Origin of the sequence: Sphingobium cloacae (genome assembly GCF_002355855.1) — a bacterium.
Classification (GTDB): domain Bacteria; phylum Pseudomonadota; class Alphaproteobacteria; order Sphingomonadales; family Sphingomonadaceae; genus Sphingobium; species Sphingobium cloacae.
On sequence record NZ_AP017655.1, the window covers coordinates 3,705,737 to 3,717,888 of the forward strand.

General features: G+C 63.5%; 18 protein-coding genes and 2 pseudogenes. 9 read left to right on the plus strand and 11 right to left on the minus strand.

The window, feature by feature from the left end:
- Positions 1-73: 73 nt before the first annotated feature.
- From SCLO_RS18250 to SCLO_RS18265, 4 genes are all read right to left on the minus strand, one after another.
- Positions 74-766, minus strand: coding sequence for an oxidoreductase (locus SCLO_RS18250; protein WP_066522088.1), 693 nt, complete (start codon positions 764-766; stop codon positions 74-76).
- A 70-nt stretch (positions 767-836) separates the two neighbouring features.
- A complete protein-coding gene (locus SCLO_RS18255) occupies positions 837-1,400 on the minus strand; it encodes an IS3 family transposase (RefSeq protein ID WP_096362183.1) in 564 nt (187 codons plus the stop codon).
- Complete coding sequence (locus SCLO_RS18260; protein WP_096362184.1) at positions 1,313-1,927, minus strand: oxidoreductase; 615 nt, start codon at positions 1,925-1,927, stop codon at positions 1,313-1,315. Before SCLO_RS18260 ends, SCLO_RS18255 begins: the two co-directional genes overlap by 88 nt.
- The gene (locus SCLO_RS18265; protein WP_066521656.1) at positions 1,878-2,393 is read right to left on the minus strand and encodes a hypothetical protein; all 516 of its coding nucleotides are present in this window, start codon (positions 2,391-2,393) and stop codon (positions 1,878-1,880) included. Before SCLO_RS18265 ends, SCLO_RS18260 begins: the two co-directional genes overlap by 50 nt.
- Between SCLO_RS18265 and SCLO_RS18270 the strand changes: the two are divergent.
- Positions 2,384-2,503 (plus strand): annotated as a pseudogene (locus tag SCLO_RS18270) (IS3 family transposase); the annotation flags it as partial. The gene SCLO_RS18265 and the pseudogene SCLO_RS18270 sit on opposite strands and share 10 nt — an antisense overlap.
- A gap of 140 nt (positions 2,504-2,643) precedes the next feature.
- On the opposite strand, the pseudogene SCLO_RS18275 reads toward SCLO_RS18270, so the two are convergent.
- The 5 genes and pseudogenes from SCLO_RS18275 to cobS all read right to left on the minus strand — a co-directional run.
- A pseudogene (locus SCLO_RS18275) lies at positions 2,644-2,829 on the minus strand (GreA/GreB family elongation factor); the annotation flags it as partial.
- 97 nt (positions 2,830-2,926) lie between these two features.
- Positions 2,927-4,753, minus strand: a complete 1,827-nt coding sequence (cobT, locus tag SCLO_RS18280) for a cobaltochelatase subunit CobT (protein WP_066521655.1) — start codon at positions 4,751-4,753, stop codon at positions 2,927-2,929.
- Positions 4,753-5,517, minus strand: a complete 765-nt coding sequence (locus SCLO_RS18285) for a tyrosine-protein phosphatase (protein WP_231923279.1) — start codon at positions 5,515-5,517, stop codon at positions 4,753-4,755. The genes cobT and SCLO_RS18285 overlap by 1 nt, the downstream gene beginning before the upstream one ends.
- A gap of 17 nt (positions 5,518-5,534) precedes the next feature.
- Complete coding sequence (locus tag SCLO_RS18290) at positions 5,535-5,954, minus strand: OsmC family protein (protein ID WP_066521651.1); 420 nt, start codon at positions 5,952-5,954, stop codon at positions 5,535-5,537.
- Positions 5,955-5,958: 4 nt separating this feature from the next.
- Positions 5,959-6,966: a cobaltochelatase subunit CobS gene (gene cobS, locus SCLO_RS18295; protein ID WP_066521649.1), complete on the minus strand. Its 1,008-nt coding sequence runs from the start codon at positions 6,964-6,966 to the stop codon at positions 5,959-5,961.
- A 158-nt stretch (positions 6,967-7,124) separates the two neighbouring features.
- Here cobS and SCLO_RS18300 point away from each other — a divergent pair, with 158 nt between their 5' ends.
- Positions 7,125-7,400: a DUF1294 domain-containing protein gene (locus SCLO_RS18300; protein WP_306304827.1), complete on the plus strand. Its 276-nt coding sequence runs from the start codon at positions 7,125-7,127 to the stop codon at positions 7,398-7,400.
- A gap of 6 nt (positions 7,401-7,406) precedes the next feature.
- Here SCLO_RS18300 and SCLO_RS18305 read toward each other — a convergent pair whose 3' ends face one another.
- Positions 7,407-8,024: a J domain-containing protein gene (locus SCLO_RS18305; protein WP_066521647.1), complete on the minus strand. Its 618-nt coding sequence runs from the start codon at positions 8,022-8,024 to the stop codon at positions 7,407-7,409.
- 44 nt (positions 8,025-8,068) lie between these two features.
- Between SCLO_RS18305 and SCLO_RS18310 the strand changes: the two genes are divergently transcribed.
- The 6 genes from SCLO_RS18310 to SCLO_RS18335 all read left to right on the plus strand — a co-directional run bounded on the left by SCLO_RS18310 (position 8,069) and on the right by SCLO_RS18335 (position 11,325).
- Entirely contained in the window at positions 8,069-8,353 is a 285-nt protein-coding gene (locus tag SCLO_RS18310; protein WP_066521644.1) for a BolA family protein, read from the plus strand.
- A 23-nt stretch (positions 8,354-8,376) separates the two neighbouring features.
- Positions 8,377-9,279: a pirin family protein gene (locus SCLO_RS18315; RefSeq protein WP_066521641.1), complete on the plus strand. Its 903-nt coding sequence runs from the start codon at positions 8,377-8,379 to the stop codon at positions 9,277-9,279.
- Positions 9,280-9,360: 81 nt separating this feature from the next.
- Positions 9,361-9,741 (plus strand): RidA family protein, encoded by a 381-nt coding sequence (locus tag SCLO_RS18320; protein WP_066521639.1) that lies wholly within the window; start codon positions 9,361-9,363, stop codon positions 9,739-9,741.
- A 6-nt stretch (positions 9,742-9,747) separates the two neighbouring features.
- Positions 9,748-10,104 carry an ArsC family reductase gene (locus tag SCLO_RS18325; protein ID WP_066521637.1) on the plus strand — a complete coding sequence of 119 codons (357 nt, stop codon included), beginning with the start codon at positions 9,748-9,750 and terminating at the stop codon, positions 10,102-10,104.
- Positions 10,105-10,189: 85 nt separating this feature from the next.
- A complete protein-coding gene (locus SCLO_RS18330; RefSeq protein ID WP_066521635.1) occupies positions 10,190-10,618 on the plus strand; it encodes an RrF2 family transcriptional regulator in 429 nt (142 codons plus the stop codon).
- A gap of 50 nt (positions 10,619-10,668) precedes the next feature.
- The gene (locus SCLO_RS18335) at positions 10,669-11,325 is read left to right on the plus strand and encodes an MBL fold metallo-hydrolase (protein WP_066521633.1); all 657 of its coding nucleotides are present in this window, start codon (positions 10,669-10,671) and stop codon (positions 11,323-11,325) included.
- Between the two features lie 2 nt (positions 11,326-11,327).
- On the opposite strand, the gene SCLO_RS18340 is transcribed toward SCLO_RS18335, so the two are convergent.
- Complete coding sequence (locus SCLO_RS18340; RefSeq protein ID WP_066521631.1) at positions 11,328-11,759, minus strand: MAPEG family protein; 432 nt, start codon at positions 11,757-11,759, stop codon at positions 11,328-11,330.
- 212 nt (positions 11,760-11,971) lie between these two features.
- Here SCLO_RS18340 and rpmF point away from each other — a divergent pair, with 212 nt between their 5' ends.
- The gene (gene rpmF, locus SCLO_RS18345; RefSeq protein ID WP_024021087.1) at positions 11,972-12,151 is read left to right on the plus strand and encodes a 50S ribosomal protein L32; all 180 of its coding nucleotides are present in this window, start codon (positions 11,972-11,974) and stop codon (positions 12,149-12,151) included.
- Position 12,152: the final 1 nt, after the last annotated feature.

Consider the following 12,152-nt stretch of genomic DNA (forward strand, 5'->3'; position numbering starts at 1 on the left):
ATCCAACATTGAGCATGCCGGATATACGCTATCGATTGGCGCAGAGCGTTTTCGGGGGGCGACGGCCTTTCAGTTACACCAACGTTCTTAGCATGTTGGCGTCGTACGCCAGCAGCTCATCGAACGTGCCCTCGCGTACTTTTTGAGCCCAATTAGGATCGGCGATCATACCTCGCCCCACGGCGACGAGATCGAATTCCTCCCGCTCGACCCGCTTGGCCGCTTCCACAATCGAAGGTATGTCCGTTCCAGCGGCTTTGGTATTCAAGGCCTTGATTAGATCGTTGTCGAATCCGATGGAGCCCACGGTCAGCGTTGGTTGGCCTGTCAGCTTTTTCACCCACCCTGCAAGATTGAGGTCGCTGCCTGCGAATTCCGGTTCCGAGAAGCGGCGCTGGGAGCAATCAAATATGTCTACACCTGCATCTTTCAGCGGCCCCACCCACTCCTCCAGTTCGGAAGGGGTATCTACCACCCGGGCATCGTAAGCCGCCATTTTAAATTGCGAGAGCCGGAAAAAGATGGGGAACTCCTCTCCTATCTCGGCGCGGACGGCGCGGATGACTTCGGTGGCAAAAAGAGTGCGTTCCTTTATTGTGTTGCCGCCATAGCGGTCCGTCCTGTTGTTCGTCGCTTTCCAGAAAAATTGATCGAACAGATAGCCGTGCCTACCATGAAGTTCTATCGCGTCGAAGCCGAGGGTTTTAGCATCACGAGCCCCCCGCACGAATGAAGCGACAACATCCGCGATATCCTCTTGGGACATGGGTTTTCCGCCACTCTTACCCGGCGCATAAAGGCCTGAAGGGCTTTCGAGATCTTCACCTAATGGTGAATTAGGTGTTCAGTCCCGGCATCTGGTGGATTGGGTTGACGATGAACCGTTCTGGCTCTGACGTCCAGATCTTGGCGATGTATTCGTAGGGTGTGAGCCCGCTGAGCGTTTTGAGCCTTCGGGCGAAGTTGTAGGCGGCCATGAAGTCAGCGAGGTGCGTCCGGAGTTGCTGATGGCTGTCGTAGTGGAAGCGTTTGACGGTCGCCTCCTTGATGGTCCGGTTCAGGCGAGAGATGCCGTGTCGCTGCAGGCACCGATGCAGCGCCGATCGTGTCAGGTGCGGGATCGATGGTTGCAGGGCATAAAGACAGTCATCGAGCGGCAGCAACGTGTGTCGACGGAACGCCACAACCATTGCCTCCTCGGCCTCGGACAGGGTGGTGGAATGAGGGGCCTTCGGCCCGGTCTTCAAATCCTCGACCGTCGCCCGCTTGCGCCACTTCGCCACCGTCTTCGGGTTGATCCCCAAATCCCGGCTCAGCGTCGCGAGCGAAGCTTGCGATCGCTGTATTGCTGCTCGGACGGCGTGCGTGGTCGTGGCGCTCCCGTGACGTACCTGTCCCATAAGGCTTCCTTCCATTCCAACGAAAGGATCGCACCATCAAACCGTGGGATCAAACAACTAGGAAAATTGAAGTCGCGCACCCCGCCGACATGCCAAAGCTGCAACGCGATCGCGCCGCCACCGGCATGCACGGTTTCGACAATGCGTCGCCAGGGTTGCAAGCGTTCTCCGTGAAACCAAGGGATGCGCTCGTTGTTTCGCGCCAATTTTCGGTCAAGAAAGGTGCCTTCGGTAATAATGAGTCCGGCGCCGCCTCTGGAACGGCGTCCATAGTAAGCTGCAACCTCGGGTTTTGGGACGCCTTCGGGTGCGTAGTAGCGCGTCATCGGCGACATTGTCAGTCGATTGCGAAGGTACAACGATTTATACCTGAATGGCCTAAACAGAGATCTCAATATTTCCGCTTCCACCAGCCACCTCCGTCGCGAACCTTCCGCACTTACAAGCAAGAGGTGTGCCTGATCGCATGCGCCACGTTCACTGTCGGCCTTTGAATGAGCGCTTGGTGCAATCATCATCCCTACCATCCAACACTCGGCGCGGCTTGCAGTGCCGCGAGCCGAGCGCGACTAGGGAGGGCGCATCGGCTGTGTCGCAACAGCCGAGCCCTCTCATCCGTGTATTTATTGAAGACACTTCGCGGACCTCGTCGGCGCGCTCGTCGCGGAGTTTGTCGTGCAGCTCGTTGATCAACCTCAACCGGCTCTGAATCTCGTCGAGCGCCAGCTTGGCAGTGGCGACGCCCCAATCGGCGAGGATACCGTCCAACTGATCAAGCTCGCCCGGGCGGAGCCCATGCAATCTCGCCAGCAAACTATATTGCGAGGATGATGCCTCCAGATTGGCGGGAATGCCGGCGACCTGATCCACGAAGCTGTTCCACCGCTCGCGTCCGCTCGGCGTAATCCTAACGACGGTGGAGGCATAGCGGTCGCGGACAGCCTGCTTGGCGTCGGTGCGCCGCTCCGAATTGAATGCGGTGAGACGATGCAAAGGCGGACGTGTTCGATTACATCGAACGCTTCTACAATCCGAAGCGTCGGCATTCGACACTGGGCTACCTCAGCCCGATGGAATTTGAAAACGAGGTCGGACTCGCCTAACTCCGTGTCCACGAAACCGGCAGCAGGCCAATCGGAGTTCAACTGGTGGCGCGTGCGCTTGATGAGCAACTGCTATTCAGAGCTTGCCATGCCTTTCAGCGAATGACGGATTGGCACCTTCGCCTACCAGCAGAAGAGAACCGCTTCAGTTTCTTCGCATCCTCCTCCGCCATGCCTTCGGTCGCGACGGCTTCCAGCGATTCCACCTTTTCCCGCGTCAGCCGCAAACCGCGTGCCGTCACCAGATTGGGGCCGGGCGGGATCGGAATCTCGAAAGTCGGCTCCAGATGCTCATCATCGCTTTCGCGGCGAAAGGCGACGCTCATGACACTCTCCTCGCTTCATGGCCGCTGATGCCGGGAAGCGGGAGGTCCGGGCCTTTCTCAAGAGAAGGAGCCGGACCCCGCCCGGCTCATCGGCCGGTCAATCCTCGTCGAACAGCCCCGCGAGCTGCTCGACCATCGTGCCGCCCAATTGCTCGGCGTCCATGATCGTGACGGCGCGGCGGTAATAGCGGGTCACGTCATGGCCGATGCCGATGGCGACGAGTTGCACCGGGGACCGGTTCTCGATCCATTCGATCACTTGCCGCAGATGGCGTTCCAGATAGGTGCCGCTGTTGACCGACAGGGTGCTGTCGTCCACCGGCGCGCCGTCGGAGATGACCATCAATATGCGCCGCTCCTCGGACCGCGCGATCAGCCGGTTATGCGCCCAGAGCAGCGCTTCCCCGTCGATATTCTCCTTGAGCAGCCCTTCGCGCATCATCAGGCCCAGATTCTTGCGCGCCCGCCGCCACGGTTCGTCGGCCTTCTTGTAGACGATGTGGCGCAGGTCGTTCAGCCGCCCCGGCATCGGCGGACGCCCGGCGGCGAGCCAGTCCTCGCGGCTCTGCCCGCCCTTCCACGCGCGCGTGGTGAAGCCCAATATCTCGGTCTTGACGCCGCAGCGTTCCAGCGTGCGGGCCATGATGTCGGCGCTGATCGCGGCGATGCTGATCGGCCGCCCGCGCATGGAGCCGCTATTGTCGATCAGCAGCGTCACCACCGTGTCGCGAAATTCGGTATCGCGCTCGACCTTGTAGGAGAGGGAGTGGCTCGGGTCGATCACGATCCGCGCAAGCCGCGCCGCATCCAGCAGCCCTTCCTCCTGATCGAAGTCCCAGCTTCGGGATTGCTGCGCCATCAGGCGGCGTTGCAGCCGGTTGGCGAGCTTCGTCACCGCGCCCTGCAAGCTCACCAGTTGTTGATCGAGGAACCCGCGCAGGCGCAGCAGTTCATCCTCGTCGCACAGGTCTTCCGCCGTCACCACCTCGTCATGGAGCAGGGTATAGGCCTTGTAGTCGAAGCCCGGCGGCAGGTCGCCCATCGGCCGGTTCGGGCGCACGGGCATCATGCCCTCGTCGCCCATCTCGTCGCCGCCTTCCTCGCTGTCGGCGTCGAACTCGTCGCTATAGTCGGTGTCGCCGTCTTCGGTATCGCCGCCCTGGTCCTCGGCCCGCGCCTGCGCGTTCATGTCGCTGTCGCCGGGCTGGTCCTCGCCGGAATCGCCTTCTTCCTGCTGCTGCTCTTCCTCTTCGCCCTCCTGCTCCGTTTCCGATTCATCGGATTCGGGCGGAACGTCGGCGTCCACCAGTTGCAGATGTTCCAGCATCGCGGCGGTCAGCTTCTGGAAGGCCCGCTGGTCGTCGATGGCGAGCGAGAGCGCGTCGAGATCCGTCCCCGCCTTGTCCTCGATCCACCGGTCGACCATGGCGAGCCCGTCAGTCACGTCCCTGGGCGCGGCCTGGCCGGTCAGCCGCTCGCGCACCTTCAGCGCCAGCGCGGTGGACAAGGGCACCTCATCGGCCGATCGCGCCCGCCGGATCGGGTCGGATTTCAGCCGCATGTCGAGCGCATGGTTGAGATTGTCGCGCACGCCCGCCATCGTCCGCGAGCCGATCGCCTCGATCCGCGCCTGCTCCACCGCGTCATAGACCGCGCGCGCCACCGCGTCCGCAGGGGCCGACGCATTGTGCATCCGCGCATTATGATGGCGCAGCTTCAAGGCGTTGGCGTCGGCGAAACCGCGCGCCAGCGCGACCTGATCGGCGGGCAGCGTGCGTCCGGGTGTCGGCACCTTGATCGCCTTGCCCGCCATGTGCGGCGCATCGGCGGTGAAGCCCACCTCCACCTCCGCATCGCGCGCGATGGAACGCGCCGCGCCGGAGAGCACGTCCTTGAAAGCGTCGAGGGCGGAGCGCTCGGTCATCAGTCCAGCAACGCCGCGCGCATGGCTTCGCGTGCGGCGTCATCCACGCCCAGCACATCGGTCAGATAGCCCTCAAGCCCGCCATAATGCTGGTCCAGCGTCTCGAACAGCGTATCGAGATAGACGGTTTCGGCACGCAACAGAGGCGCCAGCATATCCGCCCTTTCAAAGCGCAGGCGTGCGACCAGCGTATCGCGCTGCGCCATCAACCAATCCCAGTCGGCATGGTCATTGGTCAGCATATAGTCATTGGTGATGGCCTCGCGCGGCACGCCCAGCGCGCCAAGGATGAGCGTGGCGGCCACGCCCGTCCGGTCCTTGCCGGCGGAACAGTTGATCAGCAGCGGTACCCGGCCGGCCAATATTCGCGTGAACATGGCGCGATAGGATTCGGCGTGGTCCGCAGGGATGACGCGATACAGCGCTATCATCCTCTCGCGCATCTCGTCGGCCGTCGCGTCTTCGCGCTTCAGCATCTCACTCAGCAGGCCGCTGCTTTCCCGATAATCGCGGGAGAAATAGTCGACATCCGCGCCATGCCACAGGGTCGGCTCGGTTTTGCGTTCATTGCCCCGGCGGAAATCGCAGATCGCCCGGATGCCCAGCGACCGCAAATACGCCGCGTCGGCGTTCGTCAACAGGGCCATGGTGCCTGACCGGAACAGCATGCCCCGTTTGACGCGGCGTCCGTCGATCGTGGGATAGCCGCCAAAGTCGCGCAGATTGAACGCGCCTTCCAGGGGAATGCGGCTTGCCTGTGTCATCGAATCCACCGCTCCGCTCATGGTCGTTCAGGCTCGCCCACGCGCGGCACCGCGATGGTTTCGATTTCCGTCCGCACTTCGTCCATCAGCTTGTGGACGGGGCATTTGGCCGCGACCGCGATCAGCTTGGCATGCTGCTCGTCGGTCAGCGGGCCGCTGACCGCGATGCGGGTCGTGAGGCGATAGACGCCCTGCCTTTCCCGGCTCGCATCGCGCGCGACGCCGACATGGATGCCTTCGACGGGGATGCCGTTGCGCTGCGCATACCAGAGCATCGTCATCGCCTTGCACGCGCCCAGCGCGGAATCGTAGAGATCGTGCGGATCGGGCCCTTCGTCATGCCCGTCCGGCGCGCTCATGTCCGCGACCAGTTCGTGCCCGCGGATGTGGATGCGGTGCGCGGTGCCGTCCGGCGCGATCCGTTCGACGACGATCATGGCGTCACGCCGCCCGGTGCGCGACGCTCTCCGGCAGGTCCTTGCCGAACACGCGCTGATAATATTCCGCCACCAGCGGCCGCTCCGCCTCGTCGCATTTGTTGAGGAAGGACAGGCGGAAGGCGAAGCCCACATCCTTGAAGATCAATGCGTTCTGCGCCCAGCTTATGACCGTGCGCGGCGACATGACGGTCGAGATGTCGCCGTTGACGAAGCCCTGGCGGGTGAGTTCCGCCACCTTGATCATATTCTCGACTTCCTTGCGGCCACCCTCATGGTCATATTCGCCCGACTTGGCGAGCACGATCTGCGCTTCGGTCGCGGCGGGCAGATAGTTGAGCGTCACCACCAGGTTCCAGCGGTCCATCTGTCCCTGGTTGATCTGCTGGGTGCCGTGATAGAGACCCGTCGTATCGCCCAGGCCGACGGTGTTGGAGGTGGCGAACAGCCGGAACCACGGGTTCGGACGGATGACCCGGTTCTGGTCGAGCAGCGTCATCTTGCCGTCCGTCTCCAGAACGCGCTGGATGACGAACATCACATCCGGGCGGCCCGCGTCATATTCGTCGAACACCAGCGCGACCGGACGCTGCAACGACCAGGGGAGCAGCCCTTCCCGGAACTCGGTCACCTGCTGCCCTTCCTTGAGCACGATGGCGTCGCGCCCGACCAGGTCGATGCGGCTGATATGCGCGTCGAGGTTGATGCGGATGCACGGCCAGTTGAGCCGCGCCGCGACCTGCTCGATATGGCTCGACTTGCCGGTGCCGTGATAGCCCTGCACCATCACGCGACGGTTGAAGGCAAAGCCCGCGAGGATCGCCAGCGTCGTGTCCGGGTCGAACACATAGGCGGGATCGAGGTCGGGCACGCGCTCGTCGGCTTCGGAAAAGGCCGGAATCTTCATGTCGACATCGATGCCGAACACGTCGCGCGCATCGACTTCCCGGTCGGGCGCTTCCATCAGCGTGTCGTTGCGCGTGTCGGGCTGGACGTTGGGGATGTCGGTCATCGATCAATTCTCTTGGCAAAAACGAGTCATATGAGCCCTAACGGCTGGGATGGAGCGTGTCGATAGAGTGGGGGGATTGTCCAGAGGGTTCAAGAAGCCTGTTCCAATGGATTGGCCTGTCCTGTTTCATCGCCTGTTTACGGATGGGCTCTATCGTCATGGCAATGCTGTTGTGGATGATTCCCCTTTTCTTTGTCGCGATCAATCTGATCACCATTTTCGCCTTCTGGGACGACAAGGCCCGCGCCATCGCGGGCGAATGGCGTATTTCTGAAGCCAGACTGCTAGGATTGGCATTGATGGGAGGCTCGCCGGGGGCGCTATTTGCCCGCAGGTTTTTCCGGCACAAGACGCGCAAGGAGCCTTTCGCCACCCTTCTGCTCCTCATTGCTGTCATTCAACTGGGTCTGGGTATCGGCTGCTTCCTGTTCTGAACCGTTTCAGGCGAAAGCGACCGCCTTCCTGAGCCGCCCATAGGCTTCGATCACCGATTGCAACGCGCTTTCATGGCTGCGGTCGCCGCCATTATGGTCGGGGTGATAGCGCCGCACCAGTTGCGTGTAGCGCGCCCGGAGCGCCTTGCGGTCCGCGTCGAGGGGCAGGCCCATCACCTCCAGCGCCTGCCGGTCCTCCCGCGAGAGGAACTTGCCGTCCGCTCGCGCGGCATTGTCCCGTTCCGCCCGCGCCTTGCGCTCGCGGAACCTGGCGCCGATGGCGTCCAGCGGGTCGGCAAAGTCCGCCCAGCGCGGCGGCGGGCTGGCGGCGTTGGAGGAAAAGGCCCGCGTCTCCCGCTCCCACCCCGCATAGGGGCGCTGGGCGGCGGCGATCTCGTCGGCGTTCATGCCGCTGAAGAAATTATAGCCCTGATTGAATTGCCGCACATGTTCCAGGCACAGCCAGCGCCAGCGCGGCCCTTCATGGCTGGAGGCGCGTTCCTCCAGCGGCGGCGCGCGAAACTCGCCCGGCTCCTCGCATCCCGCGACCGCGCAGGGGCGGTCGCTTTCCACGCGGCCGTGGAAGCGGTTGAAACGGCGGGTCGAGAAGGGATCGCTGGCCAAGACTGTCCTGATGCAAGTTCGCGCAAAGGACCTATATAGGAAAGATGACCGACCAAGCGAAAGGCCCCGTGGCCACCGAAATCGAATCCCGCCTGCGCGCCGCCCTGTCGCCCCTGAGCCTCGCCGTCATCGACGATAGCGAGATGCATCGCGGCCATGCCGGGCATGACGGATCGGGCGAAAGCCATTTCACGGTGGAGATCGTCGCGGACCGCTTCACAGGGCAAAACCGGGTGGCGCGCCAGCGGCTCGTCAACGCCGCGCTGGCGGACCTGCTGCAAGAGAAGGTGCACGCCCTCGCGATCAAGGCGAAGGCGCCGGGCGAATAAGGAAACTCAGGGAAGGACGGATCATGCGGGACGACTTCATCATTCAGACGATCACGCCGACCAGTCACGACCTGGGCGATTTCCGCGTCCACCGCGCGCTGCCGGCCAGGGAACGCACCATGGTCGGCCCCTTCATCTTCTTCGATCAGGCCGGCCCCGCGCAGATCGGCCCCGGACAGGGCGTGGACGTGCGGCCGCATCCGCACATCAACCTCGCCACCGTCACTTACATGTATGAAGGCGCGTTCCTGCATCGCGATTCCCTGGGCACCGAACAGCTTATCGAGCCGGGCGCGGTCAACCTGATGACGGCGGGCAGGGGCATCGTCCATTCCGAACGCTCGCCCGAGGCGGACCGCGCCCGCGCCTCCCGGCTCTCCGCGATCCAGACATGGCTCGCCCTGCCCGACCGGAACGAGGAGATGGACCCCGCCTTCGAGCATGTGGGGGAGGATCGCCTGCCCGTGATCGACAGCGGCGCGGCCCGCGCCCGCGTCATCATGGGAACGCTCTGGGGCCAGCGCGCGCCGGTCACCACCTATGCCGACACCATTTATGCCGACATCCAGCTTTCGCCCGGCGGCCGCGTGCCCATCGATCCCTCGGCGGACGAGCGGGCCATTTATGTGTCGGGCGGCGACGCGGCGCTCGACGGGATATTGCTCCGGTCCCAGACGCTCTATGTCCTGCGCCCCGGCGCCAGCGCCACATTGATGAGCGTCGATGGCGGCCGGGTGGTGCTGTGCGGCGGAGAAGCCTTCGCCTCGCCCCGCCATGTCTGGTGGAACTTCGTGTCCTCGACCACCGAGCGGCTGATGCAGGCGCGCGAGGATTGGGAAGCGATGCGCTTTCCCCTCATCCCCGGCGACGATCGGGAATATATCCCTATCCCGCAAGGCCGCCCCAAGACGGTCAGCTATCCCTGAGGGCCGATAGCACTGGACAGCGCGCCGCCAACGGGGCAAGAGCCGCGCGATCCCTTTTCCGCGCAGCATCGAAGGAATCCCATGTCCCGCAAGCTCATATCTTCCGGTTCGCCCTTCGAGGCGCGTGTCGGCTATTCCCGCGCTCTGGTCCAGGGCGACTGGTGCTTCGTATCGGGCACGACCGGCTACGATCCCGAAACCCGGGCCATGCCCGAACGCGTCGCCGATCAGGCGGCCAATGCGCTGAAGGTCATCGGCGCGGCGCTGGAGGAAGGGGGCTTCACCTTCGCAGACGTGGTGCGCGTGAACTATTACATCACCGACACCGCCTATTGGGATGAAATGGCCGCGCCCCTGCGCGCCGTGTTCGGCGACATCCGCCCCGCCGCCACCTGCACCGTCACCGGCCTTATCGAGCCGTTGATGAAAATCGAAATCGACGTCACCGCTTTCAAGGGATAATCCGCCATGATCACCATGTATGGCATCAAGAATTGCGACACCATCAAGAAAGCGCGCAATTTCCTCGACAACAGCCGCGTGTCCTACAGCTTCCACGACTATAAGGTGTCGGGCGTGGACGAAGCGGCGCTGCGCGGCTGGGTGGACGAACATGGCTGGGAAACCATCCTCAACCGTTCGGGCACGACCTTCCGCGCTTTGCCCGAAGGCGACCGCGCCCATATCGACGCGGACAAGGCCGTGCTGCTGATGATGGCGAATCCCTCCATGATCAAGCGCCCGATCCTGGACCTGGGCGGCCGCACCATCGTCGGCTTCAAGGCATCGACCTATGAAAATGCGCTGGAGGGCGTGTCGGCGTGAAGCGCGGGGCGCGGGCAGGGCATAATCCCTGAATTTCCGCGCCTTGATCCTTGTCAAATGCCGGGCATGAGCGAATAACGGGATCATGCTCTCGCAGAAGACCCGTTACGCCATCCGCGCGCTTCAGCATCTGGCCGATCGCTACCGTCAGGGTCCGGTGCCGCTCACCGAAATTTCCACGAAGCAGAATATCCCCGCCAAATTCCTGACGGTGATCCTGTCCGAACTGGCGCGCGAGGGGCTGGTGGAAACGCAGCGCGGGCGGGACGGCGGCTACTGGCTGGCCTTGGCGCCGGTCGACATCAGCTATGGCGATATCGTGCGGCTGACGCGGGGATCGCTCGCGCTCACGCCCTGCGCCAGCCGTTTCGCGCATGAAACCTGCAACAATTGCCTGCCCGAATCGGAATGCCGCCTGCATCGCGTGATGCTGCGCCTGCGGGACGAAACGGCCAAGGTGCTGGACGGCATCAGCCTGGCCGAGCAATTCGACATGGAGGAAACGGAGCGGTAGGGACGAAGCGAAGTCTTGCGCCGCGCCGTTCCCTTCGCCACATCGGGGTCATGACCATGCCTCCGCTCAAAGCCGCGATCATTCCCGTCACGCCGTTCCAGCAGAATTGCACATTGCTCTGGTGCACGGCCACCAACAAGGGCGCCTTCGTCGATCCGGGCGGCGACCTTCCCCGGCTGAAGGCCGCAGCGGCGCAGCAGGGCGTCACCATCGAAAAGCTGCTCGTCACCCACGGCCATATCGATCATTGCGGACAGGCGGGCATATTGGCGAAGGACCTCGGCGTCCCGATCGAAGGGCCGCACGAAGCGGACCGTTTCTGGATCGACCAGCTTGCCGACGACGGTACGCGCTACGGCATGGAAGGCGAGGTGTTCGAGCCGGACCGCTGGCTGACGGACAGCGATCAGGTGACGGTCGGCGATCTGGTGCTGGACGTGCTCCATTGTCCCGGCCACACGCCCGGCCATGTCGTCTTCCACCATGCCCCCAGCAAGCTCGCCATCGTGGGCGACGTGCTGTTCCAGGGTTCCATCGGCCGCACCGATTTCGCCAGGGGCAATCATCAGGACCTGATCGACGCGATCACCGGCAAGCTGTGGCCGCTGGGCGGCGACACCGCCTTCGTTCCCGGCCATGGTCCGATGAGCAATTTCGCGCATGAACGGCGCAGCAATCCCTTCGTCGCCGACGCGGTGCTGGCCTGAGCCTATAGCGCCGCCATCGCGGGCGGGACGGGCCATCCCCGCGTTCCCTGATAGGCGGCATACAGCGCGGCGCAGGCCAGCGCGGTCAGGATGAACCAGGTCAGCAGGGCCCCGATGGCGCGCAAGGGGCTCCCGCCTTCCGCGTCCATGCCAAGCCCATGGCAAAGGCGCGCCAGGACATAGGCCAGCGCGCCGATCCACAGCCACAACGACGCGCCCAGCGCCATTTCGATGAGGGCGGACAGGATCAGCACCATGGGCGTATATTCGATGAAATTGGCGTGGGCGCGCATCCGCCGGGCGAGCAGCGCATTGCCGCCATCGCCGTGCAGCGCCGCCTTGTCGGCCATCCGGATTCGCACGCAGCGGCTCGCCAGCCACAGGTTGATGAGCGCGCAGGCCGCGGCCAGCGTCAATGTGATCGGAAGCAGCATGAAGTCCTATCCCCAGCCATGATGGAGACGGCAGCATAGGATACGCGCCGTATGCGGCAAGGAAGGACTTGCACCCCGGCCAAAAACCGGTATAGGCGCAGGGCTTCGCGATCACCCGGGCCGCATGGGTCTGCGGCGCCTGTGGCGTCCGCATCCATCGGATGTCGGCCAGTCGCACAACCAGATTTTTATTTACGGAATAAGGTGCCGACATGGCTGTCCCCAAGAGGAAAACGTCTCCCTCCCGCCGCGGCATGCGCCGCAGCCACGATTCGCTGCGCGTCGAAGCGTTCCAGGAATGCTCGAACTGCGGCGAACTGAAGCGTCCGCACAATCTGTGCGACGCCTGCGGCCATTATAATGGCCGTGAAATCGTTGCCGTCGGAGCCTGAC

Excerpts from the sequence above, each read along its gene's own strand:
- cobT (WP_066521655.1), bottom strand. The coding sequence starts at position 4,753 with ATGACCGAGCGCTCCGCCCTCGACGCTTTCAAGGACGTGCTCTCCGGC.
- SCLO_RS18260 (WP_096362184.1), bottom strand. The coding sequence starts at position 1,927 with ATGGTAGGGATGATGATTGCACCAAGCGCTCATTCAAAGGCCGACAGT.
- SCLO_RS18335 (WP_066521633.1), top strand. The coding sequence starts at position 10,669 with ATGACCATGCCTCCGCTCAAAGCCGCGATCATTCCCGTCACGCCGTTC.
- SCLO_RS18315 (WP_066521641.1), top strand. The coding sequence starts at position 8,377 with ATGCGGGACGACTTCATCATTCAGACGATCACGCCGACCAGTCACGAC.
- SCLO_RS18300 (WP_306304827.1), top strand. The coding sequence starts at position 7,125 with ATGGCAATGCTGTTGTGGATGATTCCCCTTTTCTTTGTCGCGATCAAT.
- SCLO_RS18290 (WP_066521651.1), bottom strand. The coding sequence starts at position 5,954 with ATGATCGTCGTCGAACGGATCGCGCCGGACGGCACCGCGCACCGCATC.
- SCLO_RS18320 (WP_066521639.1), top strand. The coding sequence starts at position 9,361 with ATGTCCCGCAAGCTCATATCTTCCGGTTCGCCCTTCGAGGCGCGTGTC.
- SCLO_RS18310 (WP_066521644.1), top strand. The coding sequence starts at position 8,069 with ATGACCGACCAAGCGAAAGGCCCCGTGGCCACCGAAATCGAATCCCGC.
- cobS (WP_066521649.1), bottom strand. The coding sequence starts at position 6,966 with ATGACCGACATCCCCAACGTCCAGCCCGACACGCGCAACGACACGCTG.
- SCLO_RS18325 (WP_066521637.1), top strand. The coding sequence starts at position 9,748 with ATGATCACCATGTATGGCATCAAGAATTGCGACACCATCAAGAAAGCG.
- SCLO_RS18330 (WP_066521635.1), top strand. The coding sequence starts at position 10,190 with ATGCTCTCGCAGAAGACCCGTTACGCCATCCGCGCGCTTCAGCATCTG.
- SCLO_RS18255 (WP_096362183.1), bottom strand. The coding sequence starts at position 1,400 with ATGGGACAGGTACGTCACGGGAGCGCCACGACCACGCACGCCGTCCGA.
- SCLO_RS18250 (WP_066522088.1), bottom strand. The coding sequence starts at position 766 with ATGTCCCAAGAGGATATCGCGGATGTTGTCGCTTCATTCGTGCGGGGG.
- rpmF (WP_024021087.1), top strand. The coding sequence starts at position 11,972 with ATGGCTGTCCCCAAGAGGAAAACGTCTCCCTCCCGCCGCGGCATGCGC.
- SCLO_RS18285 (WP_231923279.1), bottom strand. The coding sequence starts at position 5,517 with ATGACACAGGCAAGCCGCATTCCCCTGGAAGGCGCGTTCAATCTGCGC.
- SCLO_RS18340 (WP_066521631.1), bottom strand. The coding sequence starts at position 11,759 with ATGCTGCTTCCGATCACATTGACGCTGGCCGCGGCCTGCGCGCTCATC.